The 18,557-nt window shown below is 69.3% G+C and carries 23 protein-coding genes; 12 read left to right on the forward strand and 11 right to left on the reverse strand.

The genetic code is table 11. The annotated features are described in order from the left end of the window. Window positions 1-124: 124 nt before the first annotated feature. A complete protein-coding gene (locus O6P37_RS19600; RefSeq protein WP_269895629.1) occupies window positions 125-877 on the forward strand; it encodes a L,D-transpeptidase in 753 nt (250 codons plus the stop codon). Between the two features lie 9 nt (window positions 878-886). Here the strand turns inward: O6P37_RS19600 and O6P37_RS19605 are convergent, their stop codons facing one another. The 4 genes from O6P37_RS19605 to O6P37_RS19620 form a co-directional block, all read right to left on the reverse strand. Beyond that, the gene (locus tag O6P37_RS19605) at window positions 887-1,558 is read right to left on the reverse strand and encodes a sterol desaturase family protein (protein ID WP_269895630.1); all 672 of its coding nucleotides are present in this window, start codon (window positions 1,556-1,558) and stop codon (window positions 887-889) included. Continuing rightward, a complete protein-coding gene (locus tag O6P37_RS19610; protein ID WP_269895631.1) occupies window positions 1,555-2,277 on the reverse strand; it encodes a FadR/GntR family transcriptional regulator in 723 nt (240 codons plus the stop codon). Before O6P37_RS19610 ends, O6P37_RS19605 begins: the two co-directional genes overlap by 4 nt. A 49-nt stretch (window positions 2,278-2,326) precedes the next feature. Next, window positions 2,327-2,743 (reverse strand): lipoprotein LpqH, encoded by a 417-nt coding sequence (locus O6P37_RS19615; RefSeq protein ID WP_269895632.1) that lies wholly within the window; start codon window positions 2,741-2,743, stop codon window positions 2,327-2,329. A 72-nt stretch (window positions 2,744-2,815) separates the two neighbouring features. After that, the gene (locus O6P37_RS19620; protein ID WP_269895633.1) at window positions 2,816-3,592 is read right to left on the reverse strand and encodes a helix-turn-helix domain-containing protein; all 777 of its coding nucleotides are present in this window, start codon (window positions 3,590-3,592) and stop codon (window positions 2,816-2,818) included. A 111-nt stretch (window positions 3,593-3,703) separates the two neighbouring features. Between O6P37_RS19620 and O6P37_RS19625 the strand changes: the two genes are divergently transcribed. Further along, the gene (locus tag O6P37_RS19625) at window positions 3,704-4,054 is read left to right on the forward strand and encodes a hypothetical protein (RefSeq protein WP_269895634.1); all 351 of its coding nucleotides are present in this window, start codon (window positions 3,704-3,706) and stop codon (window positions 4,052-4,054) included. On the opposite strand, the gene O6P37_RS19630 is transcribed toward O6P37_RS19625, so the two are convergent. Further along, window positions 4,024-5,286, reverse strand: coding sequence for a cytochrome P450 (locus O6P37_RS19630; RefSeq protein ID WP_269895635.1), 1,263 nt, complete (start codon window positions 5,284-5,286; stop codon window positions 4,024-4,026). The genes O6P37_RS19625 and O6P37_RS19630 overlap by 31 nt on opposite strands. Window positions 5,287-5,501: 215 nt before the next feature. Between O6P37_RS19630 and O6P37_RS19635 the strand changes: the two genes are divergently transcribed. Continuing rightward, a complete protein-coding gene (locus tag O6P37_RS19635; protein WP_269895636.1) occupies window positions 5,502-5,945 on the forward strand; it encodes a hypothetical protein in 444 nt (147 codons plus the stop codon). Between the two features lie 12 nt (window positions 5,946-5,957). Here the strand turns inward: O6P37_RS19635 and O6P37_RS19640 are convergent, their stop codons facing one another. The 4 genes from O6P37_RS19640 to O6P37_RS19655 all read right to left on the reverse strand — a co-directional run bounded on the left by O6P37_RS19640 (window position 5,958) and on the right by O6P37_RS19655 (window position 10,526). Then, the gene (locus O6P37_RS19640; RefSeq protein ID WP_269895637.1) at window positions 5,958-8,207 is read right to left on the reverse strand and encodes a molybdopterin-dependent oxidoreductase; all 2,250 of its coding nucleotides are present in this window, start codon (window positions 8,205-8,207) and stop codon (window positions 5,958-5,960) included. Then, window positions 8,194-8,784 (reverse strand): TetR/AcrR family transcriptional regulator, encoded by a 591-nt coding sequence (locus O6P37_RS19645; protein ID WP_269895638.1) that lies wholly within the window; start codon window positions 8,782-8,784, stop codon window positions 8,194-8,196. Before O6P37_RS19645 ends, O6P37_RS19640 begins: the two co-directional genes overlap by 14 nt. A gap of 98 nt (window positions 8,785-8,882) precedes the next feature. Beyond that, window positions 8,883-9,329, reverse strand: coding sequence for a hypothetical protein (locus O6P37_RS19650; RefSeq protein ID WP_269895639.1), 447 nt, complete (start codon window positions 9,327-9,329; stop codon window positions 8,883-8,885). 63 nt (window positions 9,330-9,392) lie between these two features. Next, window positions 9,393-10,526, reverse strand: a complete 1,134-nt coding sequence (locus O6P37_RS19655) for a nitronate monooxygenase (protein WP_269895640.1) — start codon at window positions 10,524-10,526, stop codon at window positions 9,393-9,395. Between the two features lie 189 nt (window positions 10,527-10,715). Here O6P37_RS19655 and O6P37_RS19660 point away from each other — a divergent pair, with 189 nt between their 5' ends. The 4 genes from O6P37_RS19660 to O6P37_RS19675 all read left to right on the forward strand — a co-directional run bounded on the left by O6P37_RS19660 (window position 10,716) and on the right by O6P37_RS19675 (window position 13,081). Next, window positions 10,716-11,450 carry an HAD family hydrolase gene (locus tag O6P37_RS19660; RefSeq protein ID WP_269895679.1) on the forward strand — a complete coding sequence of 245 codons (735 nt, stop codon included), beginning with the start codon at window positions 10,716-10,718 and terminating at the stop codon, window positions 11,448-11,450. A gap of 93 nt (window positions 11,451-11,543) precedes the next feature. Next, complete coding sequence (locus O6P37_RS19665; RefSeq protein ID WP_264014178.1) at window positions 11,544-11,888, forward strand: aminopeptidase; 345 nt, start codon at window positions 11,544-11,546, stop codon at window positions 11,886-11,888. A gap of 284 nt (window positions 11,889-12,172) precedes the next feature. After that, a complete protein-coding gene (locus O6P37_RS19670) occupies window positions 12,173-12,565 on the forward strand; it encodes an STAS domain-containing protein (protein ID WP_264014179.1) in 393 nt (130 codons plus the stop codon). Window positions 12,566-12,619: 54 nt separating this feature from the next. Then, on the forward strand, window positions 12,620-13,081 hold the full coding sequence (locus O6P37_RS19675; RefSeq protein WP_269895641.1) for an ATP-binding protein: 462 nt from the start codon (window positions 12,620-12,622) through the stop codon (window positions 13,079-13,081). 10 nt (window positions 13,082-13,091) lie between these two features. Here O6P37_RS19675 and O6P37_RS19680 read toward each other — a convergent pair whose 3' ends face one another. Beyond that, window positions 13,092-14,168, reverse strand: a complete 1,077-nt coding sequence (locus O6P37_RS19680; RefSeq protein ID WP_269895642.1) for an NAD(P)H-dependent amine dehydrogenase family protein — start codon at window positions 14,166-14,168, stop codon at window positions 13,092-13,094. Window positions 14,169-14,243: 75 nt separating this feature from the next. Between O6P37_RS19680 and O6P37_RS19685 the strand changes: the two genes are divergently transcribed. The 3 genes from O6P37_RS19685 (at window position 14,244) to O6P37_RS19695 (ending at window position 16,120) form a co-directional block, all read left to right on the forward strand. Then, window positions 14,244-14,981 carry a glucose 1-dehydrogenase gene (locus tag O6P37_RS19685; protein ID WP_269895643.1) on the forward strand — a complete coding sequence of 246 codons (738 nt, stop codon included), beginning with the start codon at window positions 14,244-14,246 and terminating at the stop codon, window positions 14,979-14,981. Window positions 14,982-15,053: 72 nt separating this feature from the next. Then, a complete protein-coding gene (locus tag O6P37_RS19690; RefSeq protein ID WP_269895644.1) occupies window positions 15,054-15,806 on the forward strand; it encodes a 2OG-Fe dioxygenase family protein in 753 nt (250 codons plus the stop codon). An 89-nt stretch (window positions 15,807-15,895) separates the two neighbouring features. Next, window positions 15,896-16,120, forward strand: a complete 225-nt coding sequence (locus tag O6P37_RS19695; protein WP_264014183.1) for a hypothetical protein — start codon at window positions 15,896-15,898, stop codon at window positions 16,118-16,120. Here the strand turns inward: O6P37_RS19695 and O6P37_RS19700 are convergent. Continuing rightward, entirely contained in the window at window positions 16,098-16,757 is a 660-nt protein-coding gene (locus tag O6P37_RS19700; RefSeq protein ID WP_269895645.1) for an MBL fold metallo-hydrolase, read from the reverse strand. The genes O6P37_RS19695 and O6P37_RS19700 overlap by 23 nt on opposite strands. 191 nt (window positions 16,758-16,948) lie before the next feature. Between O6P37_RS19700 and mbp1 the strand changes: the two genes are divergently transcribed. Together mbp1 and O6P37_RS19710 are read left to right on the forward strand one after the other, a co-directional pair. Further along, complete coding sequence (gene mbp1 / locus O6P37_RS19705) at window positions 16,949-17,200, forward strand: microaggregate-binding protein 1 (protein ID WP_264014185.1); 252 nt, start codon at window positions 16,949-16,951, stop codon at window positions 17,198-17,200. Window positions 17,201-17,259: 59 nt separating this feature from the next. After that, window positions 17,260-18,528: a competence/damage-inducible protein A gene (locus tag O6P37_RS19710; RefSeq protein WP_269895646.1), complete on the forward strand. Its 1,269-nt coding sequence runs from the start codon at window positions 17,260-17,262 to the stop codon at window positions 18,526-18,528. The last annotated feature ends 29 nt before the right edge of the window (window positions 18,529-18,557 follow it).

Genomic DNA, 18,557 nt, shown 5'->3' on the forward strand with positions numbered 1-18,557 from the left:
CGATTCGCCGGCGCCGTCCGATGAAGGAGACGTGGATGAATCTGACGTCGGCGCCGCGGGCGTGTACCCACGTGCGGGCCAGCGCTTCTCGGCCGGTGCGACCGTGACGAACTACACTGGCCGCATGACGGTGCGCAGAGCGGTCCGACGATTCGCAGTGATTGCCGGCATCGCGGTCACCGCCCTGGCGGGGTCGGTGTCCGTCGCTTCGGCGGCGGTCGACACCTCGTTGCGGGTGGCGAAGGTGGAACCCGCTGCCGGCGCCGTCGTCGGCGTGGCGCATCCGGTGGTCGTGTCCTTCAGCGCCCCGGTCACCGACCGCCGCGCCGCGGAGCGCGCCATCACCTTCGACTCTCCCGGCACACCTGCGGGCGAATTCGTCTGGCGGAGCAACAGCGTGGTGTCCTGGGAGCCGGAGGGCTTCTGGCCGGCACACTCCACCATCTCGCTGTCCGTCGGTGGTGCGCCGACGAGCTTCGAGACGGCGGCCGAGGTGGTCGCAGTGGCCGACATCAACGCGCACACGTTCACCGTGAGCATGGACGACGAGGTGCTGCGGGAGATGCCGGCGTCGATGGGCAAGTACGGATTCGCAACGCCCGTCGGTTCGTTCACAGCTCTGGAGAAGCAGCGCAACGTCACGTTCGACTCACGCACGATCGGCATCCCGCTCGACGATCCCGAGGGCTACCTGATCAAGGGTGAGTACGGCGTCCGGGTCACCTGGGGCGGGGTGTACGTGCACTCCGCTCCGTGGTCGGTCGGATCGCAGGGCTACAGCAACGTAAGTCACGGCTGCATCAACCTCAGCCCGGACAACGCGGCATGGTACTTCGACATGGTTCGCGTGGGCGACCCGATCATCGTGCAGTCCTGACGATCCCGCTCACGCGGGAAGCTGTGCGTGCAGGTTCTTCGCCGTCGGCGACGCCGGCACGCCCGCCGGATCGGGGTACGTTCCCAGTAGGCGATCAGCGGTGCCGGTGCTGGTGACCGTGAACCAGTAGTGCTCGTTCTTGAAGTGGTGCTGGCGGTGGTTGCGCCAGACCGCCCGGTAGGCGGCGCTTCTCGGCTTGTAATCGCTGTGGATGAGGTAGTGGCACCACTCGTAGCAGATGCCCAGCACCGCGAGGCAGACCAGGAACGTCAGCCCCATCGCGAGCCGCGGGAAGGCCAGCAGGGCGACGGCGACGGCGACCGGCAGCACCCACAGCAGCGCAGGCCAGGGGATGAAGACGGCCGGGATGTCGCGTGGATCGACATGGTGCTCACGGTGTTTGCGCGCCAGCAGCGGATCGACGACGAGCCGGCCGACGCGCCTTGGCCGCCAGTGCAGCACGCAGACGTGGATCACCCACTCCAGAAACGGGAAGAGCGCGAGCATCACCACCGGCACGACCGCGTCGGTGACCTGCCAGTCGCCGGCCACGACGCGGGCGACGGCGGCGCTCAGCAGCAGCGCCGAGATCATCCACGGCGAGGGATGTCGGATGAACTCCTGCCCGGCGTCGGACAGGGTGAAGCCCTTGCGCGGGCGGCGGTCGGTGGCGGTGCTCATCGTGTCTCCTCCAGGGCGTCGAGGGCGGTCAGCAGGGCGGTGGAAGCCGGTTCGAGGAGCCGTTGCGCCGCCTCCTCGGCGGCGGCCGGGTCGCGCAGGCGGACGGCGTCGGCGACGGCGCGATAGGCGTCGGGACGGCCGACTTCTTCGGCCATCAGGGTGGCGAGCGCGGGCAGTGCCGGTTCGTACGTGGCGCGCAGCGTGTTGTACATCAGCCGGAAGACGATCGAGTCCGCGCCGTCGACCACCAGGTCCCAGAAGCTCAGCGCGTGGCGCTGCCGGTCGACCGGGTCCTGCTCGGCGTCCAGCGTCCGGACCGCCTGGTCGAGCCGGTCCGGAAGGTCGTCGGGCCGGCGCCGGGCGGCCAGTTCGGCCACCTTCGGGCCGTTGTGCAGACGGGTCTCGATGATGCTGCGCACCACGGCGACGTCGAGGTCGCCGCCATGCAGCAGGAGCCGGGGGAGCAGGTCCAGGCCGGCGTGTCTGCGGTAGTCGCGCACAGTGGTGGTGTCGCCCTGCCGCACTTCGACGAGGCCGGTCGCGGCGAGGCGTTTGAGCGCTTCGCGGATGGCCGGCCGGGACACGCCGAGTACCTCGGCGAGCCGCCGTTCGCTCGGCAGGGCGTCTCCTGGCGCCATCTCGCCGGTGAGCACACCCGACATGATCTGGTCGAACACGTCCTCGGGGACGGATCGGCGGTGAACAGGCTGCAGCGGCATGCTGTCAGCCTGACACGGCTATTGGCCAGAGGTCAAGTGGTCAGACCAGTTAGCATTTCGTCTCGATGTCGAACGTCGCGGTCGCCTCGTCCGAGTTGCCCTCGAACTCGCCCTGTGCGGTGCCGGTGATCTTGATGCGGCCGTTGTCGACGGTCGCCTTGCCGTCGCCGTTCGTGCCTTCCCAGAACGCGCCGGTGAAACCTTCGAGGCCGCGGATCTCCACCGACTGCGCGGTGACCTTGTCACCGGTCGAGATCGCGGCTCGGAAACCGGATTCCTTGCCGGGGGTCTCGACGAGCCAGTTCCAGCCCTGCTGGATGCACCGGATGGCCGGCGGGGGATTGATGTTCTTGCCGTTGATGCTCACCCGCGCGGTGTGTGTGCCCACCGCCGCCGGCGGCGTCGAGCACGCGCCGACTCCGGCGACCAGTACTGCTCCAGCAACTGCGATGATCCGGCTGTCCACGTCGTCACCTTATCCACGTCGTCCCGTTCGCACGGGCGCTTTCCCGGCACAGTCGCCGCACAAACCCCTCGGTCAGCGCAAAGCGGCGGCCGTCTGCTCGTCGGCGGGCAGGAACGCCTCGATGCTCAGTTCGGCGGCGGTGAGGTCCAGGGCGGTGCCGAAGGTGGTGACCATGCTCAGAAAAGTCAGCGGCAGGCCCTTCGGCGTGGTCAGCTCGAACGGCACCGCGACGCCGCCGAGATCGGTTGCCTGCGCCGAATCCGCGCCGTAGGACTCGATTTCGGTGAGCAGCGCGGCCAGGCCGGCGGAGCCGCCTGCGGCCACCTCCCGGCGCAGCCGGGACACCAGGTGGTGCCGCCACTGACCCAGGTTGCGGATCCTGGGCGCCAGCCCGTCGGGGTGCAGGGCGATCCGCAATGCGTTCGGTTCGGCGAGCAGGTGTGGCGCCACCCCGTCGAGCAGTACACCGGCGCCCGCGTTGGCCTGGAGGATGTTCCACCCGCGGTCGACCACCACGCACGGGAAGGGGTCATAGGCGTCAAGCACCCGGGTGATGCCTGCGCGGACCGCCGACATGTCGGGGTCGTCGAGCGCGCGCTCGGTGTACACCGGCGCCAGGCCGGCCGCGGTCAGCAGCTGGTTCTGCTCGCGGCGCGGGACGTCGAGGGCGTCGGCCAGTCTCAGCACCATCGCCCGGCTGGGCGCCGAACGGCCCGTCTCGACGAAGCTGACGTGCCGTGCCGACACGTCGGCGTGAATGGCCAGATCCAGCTGGCTCAGCCGGCGCCTCTCACGCCAGCTTCGCAGCAGCGTCCCGAACGGCGGTGTCGAGGTGTGCGCGCTCGTCATCACCACAGTGTCGCCGCAGAACCGGTCGGCCGCGACTACCTCGGAGGTAATTGCCCCGCTTACCCCGAAGCGGCACCGTTGACAGTGTCCCCGTCGAGCCGAGGAGCACCGATGCGAGATCTGACGCCCCAGCCCACCGACGCCCGCCGACCCATCCCGCGGTGGCTGCGCTTCGTGCTGGCCTGCGACCGCGCGGGTTCCGCGTGGTACATCGGCGCCGGCTTCTTCTTCGCGCCCGCACTCACGCTGGTGTCGCCGTGGCCTGCGGTCACGACGGCGCTGTGGGTGGTCATCGGTCTCGCGGGCCTGTGGCTCGGACTGCTCGGCATCGCGATGGCCACCGGCCTGGCGATGGTGCTGCGGTCGAACACCGAGATCCCCGAGGAGTACTGGCGGTCGATCATCGACTACCCCGCGGCCGCGCCGGCTCGTCAGCGGACGCCGGCGTTGCCCCCGGTGTAGTCCACCTGCCAGTGCTTGATGCCGTTGAGCCATCCGGACCGCAGCCGTTCCGGCGGTGAGACCGGCCGGAGGTCGGGCAGGTGGTCGGCGATCGCGTTGAACATCAGGTCGATGGTCATCCTGGCCAGGTTGGCGCCGATGCAGTAGTGCGCGCCCGTGCCACCGAACCCGACGTGCGGATTGGGATCGCGGAAGATGTCGAAGGAGAAGGGGTCGTCGAACACCTCTTCGTCGAAATTCGCCGACCGGTAGGACATCACGACCCGCTGGCCCTTCTGGATCCGGACGCCGGACAGCTCGTAGTCCACCAGGGCGGTGCGCTGGAACGACGTCACGGGCGTGGCCCACCGGACGATCTCGTCCACCGCGGTGGCGGGGCGCTCCTTCTTGTAGCGCTCCCACTGTTCGGGGAACTCGGTGAACGCGATCATGCCGTGGGTGATCGAGTTGCGGGTGGTCTCGTTGCCCGCGACCGCCAGCAGCACCACGAAGAACCCGAACTCGTCATCGGTGAGCTTGTGCCCGTCGACGTCGGCCTCGATGAGCTTGGTGACGATGTCCTCGCCGGGTTGTTCCGCGCGCATGGCGGCCAGTTGCATGGCATACATGATGAGTTCGACCGCGGCATTGCGATTGTCGTGGTGGGCGAACTCGGGATCGTAGTCACTGACCATCTGGTTGGACCAGTCGAACAGCTTCTTGCGGTCGTCCAGCGGTACGCCGAGAAGACCCGCGATGGCCTGCAGCGGAAGCTCGCAGGACACCTGCTCGACGAAGTCGCCCGTGCCTTGGGCGGTGGCGTTCTTGGCGATGTTCTGAGCCCGCTGGGCGAGGTCCTCGCGGAGTCGTTCGACGGCGCGCGGGGTGAAGCCACGCGAGATGATCTTGCGCAGATGGGTGTGGTGCGGTGCGTCCATGTTCAGCAGCACGAATTTGCCGGTCTCGCGCTGCTCGCCGGTCGACCCCGCCGGATACCGGGGCAGCGCCGTGTTCTCGAGACTGGAGAACACGTCGCTGCGTTTGGAGATCTCCTTGACGTCCCGGTGTTTGGTCACCACCCAGTAACCGCCGTCGTCGAATCCGCCGATCCCGTCGGGCTGCGCGTTCCACCAGATGGGCGCGGTGCGCCGCAACGCCGCCAGCTCCTGCTCCGGGAGTCGATCGCGGTTGAGGTCGGGATCGGTGAAGTCGAACCCGGGGGGCAGGCCGGGGACGGGAACGCTGATGGTCACGGGCGGCTCCCTCGGAAACGACATCGTCTGCAGGCCGGTAATCCATTGCTACACCACGCATGCGGCGGTCGCCCGTGGTTCCGGGAATCCGGCGGGCACCCACCGCGTACGGGTGCTCCCGCGGTCCGTCGGAGAACATCGGCCACTTTGGTAACAAAATCACGGGGAAGGAAGACAATGGGATAACACCGGGACGCAGGGAAAGGGCGGTCGGTATGGGTCTTTTCGAGCGTGGGGCAGTGCTCGCCGCGGCCGGTGCGGCGTTCGCCATCCTGATGTCGGCGCCGGCGACGGCCGAACCGGGTCCGCCGGCGCCGCCCGGGCCACCGCCGCCGGGCGTCGAGGCACAGCCGGTGGCGGCGGCCGGGGCCCCGCCCGCCGCGGGCGTACCGCACCTGCCGAGTCCCGAGAACCTGCCGCCGGGCACGTCCGACGTCCCCGCCGGCCCGGCGCCGGGGCGCGGGTTGTCCTACCTCCAGGACCTGTGGCATGCCATGCAGACGCAGGAGGTCAGCGGCCGTGACGCACTGCTCCTGCTGACCCAGCGCCCGCTCGATCCCAACGCGGTACCACCGCCGAACCTGCCCGCCGGTCCGCAACCGCCGGCGCCGGCCCCGCCGCCGCCCGCTCCAGCACCCGTGCCGCCGCCGCTGCCCTGACCCTCAAGACGCCTACTCGGCCGCGGCGACCGCTTCGGCTACCGGCTCGATCCGGGCCGGGACGTGCTTGTGCCATGGCGTGCCTGCGAACGCGTCGCGCCAGTCGGTGGAGGTCAGGGCGTTGGGCGCGACGCCGGGGACCCGGACGCCACCCTCGTCGCGGTAGTCGACGCCGTAGCCGTTCGGCAGCGACACGTGCCCCGGCAGCATCATGTCGGTCACCTCGACACCGGCCTCGGCGGTGCCTGCCGCCGTGGTGATCCTCGCCCGTCCGCCGTCGGCGAGGCCGAACGCCTCGGCGTCCTGCGGGCTGATGCGCAGCGCCCCGTCGGCGTCGCGTTTGCGCCACGCGGGGTCGCGCAGGATGTCGTTGGCGGTGTAGGCGCGGCGCTCCCCGGCGGACAGCACGACCGGGAAGTCGACCGACGTCAGCGGGCTCCGGTCGGGACGCAGACCCCGGATCTCGTCGAGCAGTTCCGGGATCTGGAGGGCGATCCGGTGATCAGGGTGACCGATCAGGGCGAAATCGTCGGGGTACTCGTGCACCGTGAAGGTGACACCCGATCGGCCGGACAGGATCGCACGGAACAGCGCATTGCCGTCGGCGTGACCGGCGCGCCGGACCGCCTCCGGGTAGGCCATCGCCGTCTTCTGTGCCAGTCCCCACAGGGCGGCGGCGCCGGCGAGGCCGTCGGGCAGCGTCGGCCCGAGCGTCTCGTAGAGCACGAACGGCAGCACCCGGCTCAACGCCGGGTTGGCGCCGACGGCCGCCAGGAACGCCTCGCTATAGGGTTCGAGCCCCTGTTCGGCTGCGCGCCGCAGCGGTCGCAGGTCGTCTTCGCCGACGATGTCCAGCGCGCGTACCAGGCGCGCCCAGATCTCCGGTTCGGGCAGCGTGCCGGGCAGCGGCGGGAAGAGTGGATGACGGAGGTGAAAGGTGTTGTGCGGGAACTCGAGATTGAAAAAGGTGGCTTCCGGCTTCTCGAACTGGGTGGCGGCGGGCAGCACGTAGTGCGCCAGCCGGGCCGTCTCCGTCATCGCCACGTCGATCACCACGAGCAATTCGAGTGCCTCGAAAGCAGCACGGCAGGAAGCGGAGTCGGCCACCGAGTGGGCCGGGTTGCTGCTCTCGACGACCATCGCGCGGAAGCGGTCCGGATGATCGGTCAGGATCTCCTGCGGCACGACGTTGCTGGGTACCAGCCCGGCGATCACCGGCGCACCGGTGACCGGCGTGCGGCCGACACCGCCTGCGGCGAACAGCGGCGCGAACGACGAGTGAAGATGCTGGGCACCGCGCTTGGCGAAGTTGCCGGTGAGTATCCAGAGCATCTTGTTGAGGTAGGAGCACAGCGTGCTGTTGGGCGCCTGCTGGATGCCGAGGTCCTCGAACACCGAGACGCTGTCGGCTGCGGCGATGCGCCGCACCGCCTCGCGCAACAATTCTTCGGCGACACCGCAGCGGGCGGCGTACTCCGTCACCGGAACATCGCGCAGCACCGCGATCACCGGATCCGCTCCGGCGACGTGCTCGGCGAGAAATGCTTGGTCGCAGAGATTCTCCTGCACCAGCACGGCGGCCATCGCAGCAAGGCACCAGGCGTCGGTGCCGGGCCGGACGCGTAGGTGGAACTCGGCCATCTTCGCGGTGTCGGTGACCACGGGATCGATGACGATCATGGCGCGGCCGGGATCCTTGGCGATCTCGTTGAGCACCACACGCGCCCGTGGGAAGCTCTGCGACATCCACGGATTCTTCCCGACGAACACCGCCACCTCGGCGTGCTCGAACTCCCCGCGGGTGTGCCCGCCGTAGAGCTGCGCGTCGACCCAGTGTTCGCCGGTCTTTTCCTGTGCCAGTGCGTTCGAGCGGTAACGCGACCCGAGGGCCTTGAGGAACGCGCCGCTGTAGGCGCCGCCGAGGTGGTTGCCCTGCCCACCGCCGCCGTAGTAGAAGATCTTCTCGCCGCCGTAGGCGTCCCGGACTCGCCGGAAACCGTCCGCGATCTCCGAGATCGCGGTGTCCCAGTCGATCTCCTCGTAGCTGCCGTCGGCGCGCCGTCGCATCGGCGACGTCAGCCGGCCGGCGTTGTTCTGGTAGTGGTCAAGGCGCAGCGCCTTGTTGCAGGTGTAGCCCTGTGATGCGGGGTGGTCTTTGTCGCCCCGGATCTTGGCCAGTGTGCGGTCTTCGGTGTGCACCACGATGCCGCAGTTGCATTCGCAGAGGATGCAGGCGGTCGGTTGCCATTCAGTCGTCGTCACGGTGGTCTCCTGTCGCGGTCTCCAGCAGTGCCCGCAGCCGGCGGTGCACCATGTCCAGCGGTGTGACGTCGCGGCCGGCGCGGGCGACGACGATGGCGCCTTCAAAGGCGGTGAGGACCAGCATCGCCAGTTCCTCCGACTGCGCCGCAGGCACGCCGTCCTGTTCCAGCCGAGCCCTGATGAGGTCGGCCCAGCGGGTGAACGCCGCCGCGGCGCGCTCGATGACCGCCCGCTGCGGACCCGGCTGCTCGGGGTCGCCCGCCTCGACGGTGACCGCGACGACCGGACATCCGGCGCGGTAGTCGCTGTCGACGAGTTGTCTGCGGTATCCGGCGATCAGGGCGTCGAGCATCTGCACCGCGCTGGTGGCGCGGGACATCCGGTCCGCCATGTACTGACCGGCGTGGTCGACCGCCTCGCAGAGCAGTTGATTCCGCCCGCCGGGGAAGTAATGGTAGGCCGAGCCGCGGGGCGCGCCGCTGTGGGCGAGCACGTCGGCGATGGCCGTCGGGTGCGCGCCCCGCTCCCGGATCAGCAGCGCCGCGGAGGCCACCATGCGTTCGCGAGGACTCGTCACACCGGCTCCTTCCGCCGCTATGTATGTAAACCTACATAACGACGGGGCGCCACACCAGACCGGATGTCGATCGAGATCGATGAACGGGCAGGCTGCTGCTAATCGGCCTCGCCGGCGCCGCGGTAGTCGACCATCGGCTGCCGGATCACGGTGTCCGCACCCGACGCCACGGTGAGTGCGGCGGGTGTGACGGTGTAGGTGACGCCGTCGTTGAACGCGACGTAGCCACCGTTGGTGGTCGGTTCGGCGGCCAGCATCAGCGCCGCGTCATCCTCGAGTCGCACGCCTCGGAATTGGAGCTGGCCGCCAGAGCCCCCGCAGATCGCGACCAGTGACTCCGCGGTCCTGCCGTACGCCACGGCCACCGCAGCACCCTGGCAGTATGCCGCGGTGCCGACGAAACCCCGCTCGTCGGTGGTGAATTCGGACTCCGGCTGGGCGCTCGCCGGGGCGGCCGTCCACGGCGTGCCTGCGGCGACGGCCAGGCAGAGCAGCGCGCCGGTGGCGCGGCGGGACGTGCGTGCCCGCGATGACATTTCGGCCATCCGTCAGGCTAACCCCGCCGGTGCCGGCCACCGCGCAGCGGCGACGCGTGTCGCGTCGGGGAGTCAGACCCCGGCGGCCTCGTTGAGCTGATTGAGGGTGCTGGTGGCCTCGATGTACTCCTGCACCCAGCGCTCGATGACCGTCGCGGTCTTCTCGACCTTGGTGAACTGGCCGACCACCTGACCGATCGGGTTGAACGCGACGTCGACGCTCTCGTTCGGGTACTTGTGCGTCGCGGCCACCGCCATGCCGGACACCATGTACTGCAACGGCATCCCGAGCGGCTTCGGATTGTCGGGGTTCTCCCACGCCTCGGTCCAGTCGTTCTTCAGCATCCGTGCCGGCTTGCCGGTGAACGACCGGCTGCGCACGGTGTCACGGCTGGACGCCTTGGCGTAGGCGGCGTGCTGCACGGGCGTGTGCTCGGACTCCTCGACCATCACCCACTGCGAGCCGGTCCAGGCGCCCTGCGCACCCAGTGCCAGCGCGGCGGCGATCTGCTGGCCGCTGCCGATCCCGCCTGCTGCCAGCACGGGTACCGGCGCGACCTCCTTGACGACCTGTGGCCACAGCACGATCGAACCGACCTCACCGCAGTGGCCGCCGGCCTCACCGCCCTGGGCGATGATGATGTCCACCCCGGCGTCGGCGTGCTTGCGCGCCTGCGACGGCGATCCGCACAGCGCCGCGACCTTGCGGCCCTCGTCGTGGATGTGCTTGATCATGTCGGCGGGCGGGGTGCCGAGCGCATTGGCGATCAGTGTGCACTTCGGGTGCTGCAGCGCCACCTCCACCTGCGGCGTGGCGGTCGCCTCGGTCCAGCCGAGCAGCTGCATGGCGTCGTCGTCGCTGTGGTCGACCGGCACGCCGTGATCGGCCAGGATCTTGCGGGCGAACTCCACGTGCTCGTCGGGCACGAGGTCGTTGAGCGTCTTCTTCAGCACCTCGGGGGACAGGTCGGTGGCGTCCATGCCCTCGTACTTGTTGGGAATGACGATGTCGACGCCGTACGGATGGTCGCCGATGTGCTCGTCGATCCACTTCAGTTCGATCTCGAGCTGTGCGGGCGTGAACCCCACGGCGCCCAGCACGCCGAAGCCGCCGGACTTGCTGACCGCGACGACGACGTCCCGGCAATGTGTAAAGGCGAAGATCGGGAGGTCGATTCCGAGTTCGTCGCAGAGGGCGGTGTGCATTCGGCGCTCCTAGGGTGGACCGGTCAGCGAACTGAAACGTGTTCTAGTTTAGTCGACGGTACCCCGTCCGAGGTGCGCAGGGGGCCGCGACCGTCATGAGTCTCGGCCGCCCGTGTCACCGCGGGGTGGTGTACTGGGCCGGACGTGAATTCTTCAGAGAATCCGAAGCGGGTTGCGGCGGGCCGGGCGCTGTCACCCGCCGAATCGGTGACCGAGATCGGCGGCGGTCCGGGCGGCCCCGGCGTGGGGGCGTTCTTCGACCTCGACGGCACCCTGGTGGACGGCTTCACCGCGACCGCGCACGCCGGTGACCGCATCCGGCGAAGGCAGGCCGGGGTCGGCGAGGTGCTGGGCGTCATGGAGGCGGCGGTGCGGTACCGGCTCGGCCGGATGCAGTTCGAGCGGCTCGTCGTCCGGGCGGCGGGATACCTGCGCGGCGAATCGCTGGCCGAACTCGACGACCTCGGTGAGAGATTGTTCGTCGCGAGGGTGGCGGCCTGGGTGTACCCGCACATGCGCGAGGTGGTCCGGGCGCACCAGGAACGCGGCCACACGGTCGTCATGAGTTCCTCGGCGCTGACCATCCACGCCGAGCCGGTGGCCCGTTTCCTGGGCATCGACCACGTGGTGTGCAACCACTTCGAGGTCGACGCCCAGGGCAGGTTGACAGGTGACATCGTCCGGCCGGTGATCTGGGGACCGCAGAAGGCCATCGCTGTCGAACAGTTCAGCCTCGCGGGCGGGATCAGTCTGCGCGACAGCTGGTTCTACGCCGACGGGGACGAGGACCAGGCCTTGATGCGGCTGGTCGGCCACCCCCGGCCGGTCAACCCCCGTCCGGGTCTCATGGCGGCGGCACGACGCCAGGACTGGCCGGTGCTGCAGCTCACCGGTGTCCGCCGGGGTGCGCGCCGGGCCCGATGACCGCTCGGCGGCAACGGGTTCGCCACGGTTTGGCCGTCGGTCGCCATGGGTAGCCTCGCGCTGTTCTGGACAACCTCGACGAGGGAGCGGTGCGTGACGGCACGACGATTGGCAATGCTCATCGGAGCGATCCTTCTGATCGCCGGTGTGATCGGGCTGTTGGTTCCGGTCTCCGTGTCGGACTCGGACGGCAAGAGCGTGGGCTGCGGCAACGCGGCGGTGTCCGACATGTCGGCCGCTCAGTCCGCCAACAACAGCGGCGTGGGAGGCGTGCCGGTGCTCAACCAGCTCGTCCCGCACACCGACTTCGTGGCGTTGTGCGACTCCGCGGTGTCCAGCAGGCGGTCATGGACGATCCCGCTGGCCGTGGTCGGCGCGGTGGTGCTGCTCGGCGCGGTGCTCCTGCGCGGCAGGCGTGGCAGTCCCGCCGGCCTCTGACCGCACAATTGCTGAGCCCACCTAGGCAACGCCACGAGCTGGTAGGAGTCGGTCGATCCGGGCCGGGTCGCGCGCGGCATCCGCGCGGGCCGTGGGATATGGCCCCGTAAATCTGGTTTACTCTGGTCCCGGTTGCGTCGGCGGACGTCCTTCACCGGCGCTCCCGGCGGCGGACAGGCCGCCGCTCGAGGGACTTGCCAGGTTCAGCCCACAGCCTTGCGAGCGTTATGTTTGCGTGCGCGCCGCCGTATTCTTTCGAAGCGGCTCACGCGGGAGGTGGACCAGTGGAGGAACAGCGCGAAGCCGCGGTCGAGCACTCGACCGCCGCCGAGGCGACGAACTGCCAGACCAGTGAACGCTGGCTGGACCGGGTGGTGGTCGTGTCGGTCGCCGGAGTGGTCGACATGCTGACCGCGCCGCAGCTCGAGGACGCCATCCGCAAGGCCGTATCCCAGGAGCCCGCCGCTCTGGTGGTGGACTTCACCGCGGTCGACTTCCTCGCCTCGGCCGGGATGGGCATCCTGGTCGCCGTGCACGACGAGGTGACCCCGAAGGTGACGCTGTGCGTCGTGGCCGAGGGGCCCGCGACCAGTCGCCCCCTCAAGCTGCTCGGCATCGCGGACATCATTCCGCTCTACAGCACCGTCGACGAGGCTGTCGCCGCGTTGAGTGCGTAGCACCACACAGGACGCCGCATAGGACGAGGACCGAACGGGTACAGCAGAACTGCCATGATCGATTCTGTTCCGGCTGACGTCGCCAATGCCGAGAATTTCGTGCGCGTCGGCCTCACCGCCGACGCCCACAACGCGGCTCACACCCGGGAAGAGCTCGCCCGGTGGCTGGAGCAGTATTTCGAGCTCGACCAGACCCGGGTCAACGATCTGCTGCTGGCGACCAACGAGGCCCTGGCCAATGCGGCCGAGTTCGCCTACGTCTCTGCCGAGCGAGCCGGGACCATGGACATCCAGGCCAGCTTCAGTCCTCGCGAGGAGAAGCTGACCGTCACGATCACCGACCACGGAACCTGGCGGCCACCGAATCCCGCGCCGCAGAACCGGCTGCGCGGGCGCGGCATCCCGCTGATGCACGCGTTGAGCGACCACGCGTCGATCACGCCGACCTCCGAGGGCACGAGCGTGCTGCTCGAGTGGACCGGTGTGCGCGGCCGTGCCGGAGTGCCCGGCTCCTGACGGGAGTCCGCTAGCCGGCGGCGAACAGCCCGCTGCCCGTGATGAACGGCAGATCGAGGGTGGTGCGGATGCCGGGCGGTGCGGCCACCACCGCCGGGATCGCGTTGACGATGCGCCCCGCCGCGGCCACGATCGCGGCGTGGTTGTGATCACCCCTGTCGCTACTCGGGCAGATGTCGACGGTGTACGACGGTTCGCCGGTGATCTCGACCCGGTACGAGCCGCCGGGTTGGGCGGGCTGCGCCCAGTCCGGGCGGAGGTCCGCACGGAGCCGCGTGACGTGTTCGACCACGATGGCCGGACGGCCCCCCACCATGCCCCGGATCTCGAAGCGCATCGCCGCGACGGTGCCCGCGGGCACGTGGCCGGCGGCGATGTCGAACGCCTCGGGGGCGGGCTCGCGCTCGTAGCTCTCGGTGATGTCGTCGATCTCGATGCCGAAGCCCGCAGCCAGCTGCCGGATGGTCGTGCCCCACGCGATGCTGAGCACGCCGGGCTGGAACAGGATGGGCAGATCGTCGAGGGGTCTGCCGAAGCCCATCACGTCGAACATCACGGTGGCGCCGTCGTAGGTGGCGTAGTCGGCGATCTCCATGCAGCGCACCTGCTCGATGCGCTGGCAGGTGCTCGCGAACGCGAACGGGATCAGATCGTTCGCGAACCCGGGATCGACGCCGGTGATGAAAAGGCTCGAACCGCCCTCCCGTGCGGCGTCCTCGACCATGTCGATGTACTTCCTCGGCATCAGTTTCCACGGAAACTGCAACACCACGGGGGCGGACCCGACGACGTCGACACCGGCCGCGAGTAGCCGCATCACGTCGGCGATCGCGTCCGGCCCACGGGTGTCGCCCATCGCGCAGTAGACCACGCAGTCCGGCTTGGTCTCGAGCAGCAGGCCGAGGTCGTCGGTGGCGGTGATGCCCGTCGAGATGTCAAGTCCGGCAAGCTCACCGGCGTCCTTGCCAACCTTCGCCGGGGTCGACACGCACACCGACGTCAGCTCGTATGCGGGATTGGTCAGCAGTCCGGTCAGCGCGAGCCGGCCGACGTTGCCGGTGCCGACGTGGGCCACGCGAATCGCCATTGATTCTCCTCGTATCGAGCGACAAAACTGGAACAGGTTCTAGTTGAGCGAGACCCTAGGGTAGCCTGACCCGTCATGGGACGGGTAGACGGAAAAGTTGCACTGATCAGTGGCGGCGCTCGGGGCATGGGCGCGGCGCATGCGCGGATGCTCGTCGCCGAGGGCGCCAAAGTGGTGATCGGCGACATCCTCGACGACGAGGGCAAGGCCCTCGCCGACGAGATCGGTGACTCGGCCCGCTACGTGCACCTGGACGTCACCTCCGCCGACGAATGGGCCGCCGCCGTCGATCTCGCGATCACGGATTTCGGCTTGCTCAACGTGCTCGTCAACAACGCGGGCATCGTGGCGCTCGGCCAGATCGGCAAGTTCGACATGGCCAAGTGGCAGAAGGTGATCGACGTCAACCTCACCGGCACGTTCCTGGGCATGCAGGCCAGCGTCGAGGCGATGAAGTCCGCGGGCGGCGGCTCCATCATCAACGTGTCGTCGATCGAGGGGATGCGCGGTGCGGTGATGGTGCATCCCTACGTGGCGTCCAAATGGGCGGTCCGCGGGATCACCAAGTCCGCGGCGCTGGAACTCGGCGCGCACAAGATCCGGGTGAACTCCATCCACCCGGGCTTCATCCGCACCCCCATGACCAAGCACTTCCCCGACAACATGCTCACCATCCCGCTCGGCAGGCCGGGCCAGTCCGACGAGGTGGCGACCTTCGTGGTGTTCCTGGCCAGCGACGATTCGGCCTACGCCACCGGAGCCGAGTTCGTGATGGACGGCGGGCTCGTCAACGACGTCCCGCACAAGCTCTGACCTCGCCACCAGGGGTCGAGAAACCCCCCGAACAAACGATTCAACGGTTTCCCGCCGGTTATCTCCTCCGGCATGAGGCACGCGAACCATCCGGCGTTGCACCGGGGCACCGATCCGGCCTTCACCGCCGGCCGTGCGCTGCGGCGCGACCGGGTCACGCTGCTACCCGCCGCCGCCGTGCTGCGACGGCTCGACGCGTCGCCGTCGGCCTGGCGTGAGTTCAGCACCCACTGGGATGAGCTCGTTCCGGACGGCTATGCCGCCGACCACGGCTGCCGGCGCACCCGCAGATACGGCCACTACCTGTTCACCCCGGCCGGCTGGAACTTCCGCCGGCTGCCGCATCACGCGTTCCTCCAGCCGGAGGACTCGAACGTGCTCTACATCGGGCAGGACCGCCACTTCGACCCGCTGACGGAGGCCTTCGCCGGCGACCCGATCCTGTCGCGTCTGCACGACATGCTCGCCGAGGTGGCGATGACGCTCGAGAACCGGGACGTTTGGCATGTCAAGGTGACCCCGTTCCGGGTGTTCGCCTCAGCGGATCTTCACGGTCAGCCGACGCCGGAGGGGCGTCATCGCGACGGCGTCACGCTGGTGACCTCACTGCTGATCGCGCGGTGCAACGTCGTCGGCGGTGCGAGCTCGGTCTTCGACCCGGACGGCCGCACACTGCTGACCGCCGAGCTCACCGAGCCGGGAACCCTGCTGCTCGGTGACGACCGGTGCACCCTGCACGAGGTGACACCCATCCGCCCCGTCAACCCGTCGGCGCCCGCCCGGCGCGACGTGCTCGTGGTGACGTTCGCCGGCTCCGACGCCTGACCGGAGAGCAGGAGCAGGCAGCCGGGGCCGTAGTCTCTTCGGATCAGCCGTCGCAGGAGACCCCCGCAACGCGCCACAGGAGGTATGGGATGACCGCAATCGACGAGCGGCAGGGCCTGCAGCAGCTCGCCGAGGAGAAGGGCTGGCAGCGCATCGACCGCGACCGCATCGAGATCTATGCGCGCGGCACGACGCGGGTCCGGGTGATCTGGCGGGGCGACAGTGCGATCAGCGGTGCCTCGCTCTACCACGACGACGTCATGACCACCTACACCCGGCAGCTGACCGACGTCACCGGCTGGCTGAAGCGCTGAGCTCGTGCAGGGCCCTGTCCACGCACTGAGACCAACGCGCACCCGTCATCGTTTCGTGGGCGCTGTCGCCGGCGAATGCGCTGGAGATGACCAGATCGGGTGAGAGCGCGCCGAGCAGCCGCAGACTCTCCCGCAGCGCGTCGGGGTCGCCGACACCGGGAACGACGAAGGTGCCCCAGGTTCCGTCACCGCGCGGGAAGATGGTGTCGCCGGTGAAGAGGTACGTCTCGCCGTCGACGCCGGGAACCAGGTAGCTGGTGCTGCCGGGGGAGTGGCCCGGGGTCGGGATGACCTGCACGCCAAGCGAATCGACGTGCCTGCTGTCGAGCGGCACGTGCACGTCGGCATGCTCGCCGATCCGTGCGATCTCGGCCGCGGGCGCGTGCAGCGTCGCGCCGAACCGGCCGGCCAGCGCCGCCAGCATCGGCCCGGCCTCGTCCTGGTGTGAGAGGTACTGGTCGGCCACTCCACCGAGCGCGGCGATCTCGTCGAGTTGCGCGTCGGTGGCGGGGCAGTAGAACAGCGCGTTGCCATTCGGCCGCGTCCACAGGTAGGCGTGCGTTGTCAGTCCGGGGAAGGGCGAGTCGGTCCGGGTTTCGTAGAGGTCGGCCCGGATGCGCCGCAATTCGTTGTTCATGCTCACAGTGTCAGACCTGAACATTAGTTGAGGTCAAGGCCGTAGGGAGCTGATCTCGAAATACATTGCCACACAATCGATGTCGCCACTCACCTGGGCGCTGGTTTGGTGCATGACGGAAAAGGGAACCGATGGTCCGGAACTCCGGGGCCGCAGATTCCTGCGGCCCCGTCGACGGAGAGGACACCAGCATGGCTGAGAACAACAGCGGGCCCGCCGAGGGCATCCGCGGCGTCGTCGAGGACGTCAAGGGCAAGGCGAAGGAAGCGGTCGGGACCGTCGCCGGCCGCGACGACCTGGTTCGTGAGGGGCAGGCGCAGCAGGACAAGGCCGAAGCCCAGCGTGAGGCGGCACAGAAGGAGGCCGAAGCCGAGAAGGCCCGCGCGAACGCGAAGGTGGACGAGCAGCGCCAGCGCGCCGCGCAGCGACCCGACCGGGACTGACGGCGAGGTCGTCGCACCGGCCACTGGGAGGTCGGCCGCGCTGCGTACTGTCGTGAACCGTGGCTGTGCGTGCGGGAATCGTGGTGACCGGGACCGAGGTGCTGACCGGCCGGGTGCAGGACCGCAACGGCCCGTGGCTGGCCGACCGTCTCCTCGAGTTGGGTGTCGACCTGGCGCACATCACCCTGTGCGGTGACCGCCCGGACGACATCGAGGCGCAGCTGCGCTTCCTCGCGGACCAGGGCGTCGACCTCGTCATCACCAGTGGCGGACTCGGGCCGACGGCCGACGACCTGACCGTGGCCACCGTGGCCCGGTTCTGCGGACGCAGCCTCGTCCTGGACGAGGCGCTGGAGCAGAAGATCGCCGACATCCTGCGGACGGTGACGGCCCGCCGCGAGGGCGTCGACTTCGACGCCGTGATGGCCGCCAACCGCAAACAGGCGATGGTGCCCGAGGGCGCCCACGTACTCGATCCGGTGGGCACCGCCCCGGGTGTGGTGGTTCCCGGTGCGCCGACGGTGGTGGTGCTGCCCGGCCCGCCGCGTGAATTGCAGCCGATGTGGCGCGCGGCGATCGCGACCGAGGTACTCCAGCAGGCGATCGCCGGCCGGACGGAGTACGAGCAGCAAACCGTGCGGATGTTCGGCCTGCCCGAGTCGGGACTCGCCGAGACGTTGCGCTCCGCCGAGCGCGAGGTCCCCGGATTCGACCGCCTCGAGATCACCACCTGCCTGCGCCGGGGCGAGCTGGAGATCGTCACCCGCTACGAACCGGACGCGGCGGACGCCTACTCCGCACTCGCCGACTATTTGCGTGAGCATCACGGGAGCGCGATCTTCTCTGAGGACGGCGCCCTGGTCGACGACCTGGTCGCGGACCGGCTGGCGGGCCGGCGCATCGCGACGGCGGAGTCCTGCACGGCAGGACTGCTGGCGGCGCGGCTGACCGAACGACCGGGTTCGTCGGCGCACGTGGCCGGCGGTGTGATCGCTTACGCCAACGCAGCCAAGACCGAGGTGCTCGGCGTCGATCCGCAACTGATCGAGGCGCACGGTGCGGTCTCGGAGCCGGTGGCGGTCGCGATGGCCGACGGCGTGCTGCGCCGCTTCGCGGCCGACACCGCGGTCGCGATCACCGGGATCGCCGGCCCGGGTGGGGGCACGGCGGAGAAACCGGTCGGCACCGTGTGTTTCTGCGTACGACTCGCGGACGGCCGGACCGTCACCCGCACGCTGCGGCTGCCCGGCAACCGCAGCGACATTCGCGAACGTTCGACGACGGTGGCCATGCACCTGCTGCTGCGCACCCTCGGCGAAGCCGGGTAGCTCCCGCGCAGGCGGCTTGGATGCTCGAG

Source organism: Mycobacterium hippophais (assembly GCF_027529605.1).
Taxonomy (GTDB): domain Bacteria; phylum Actinomycetota; class Actinomycetes; order Mycobacteriales; family Mycobacteriaceae; genus Mycobacterium; species Mycobacterium arseniciresistens.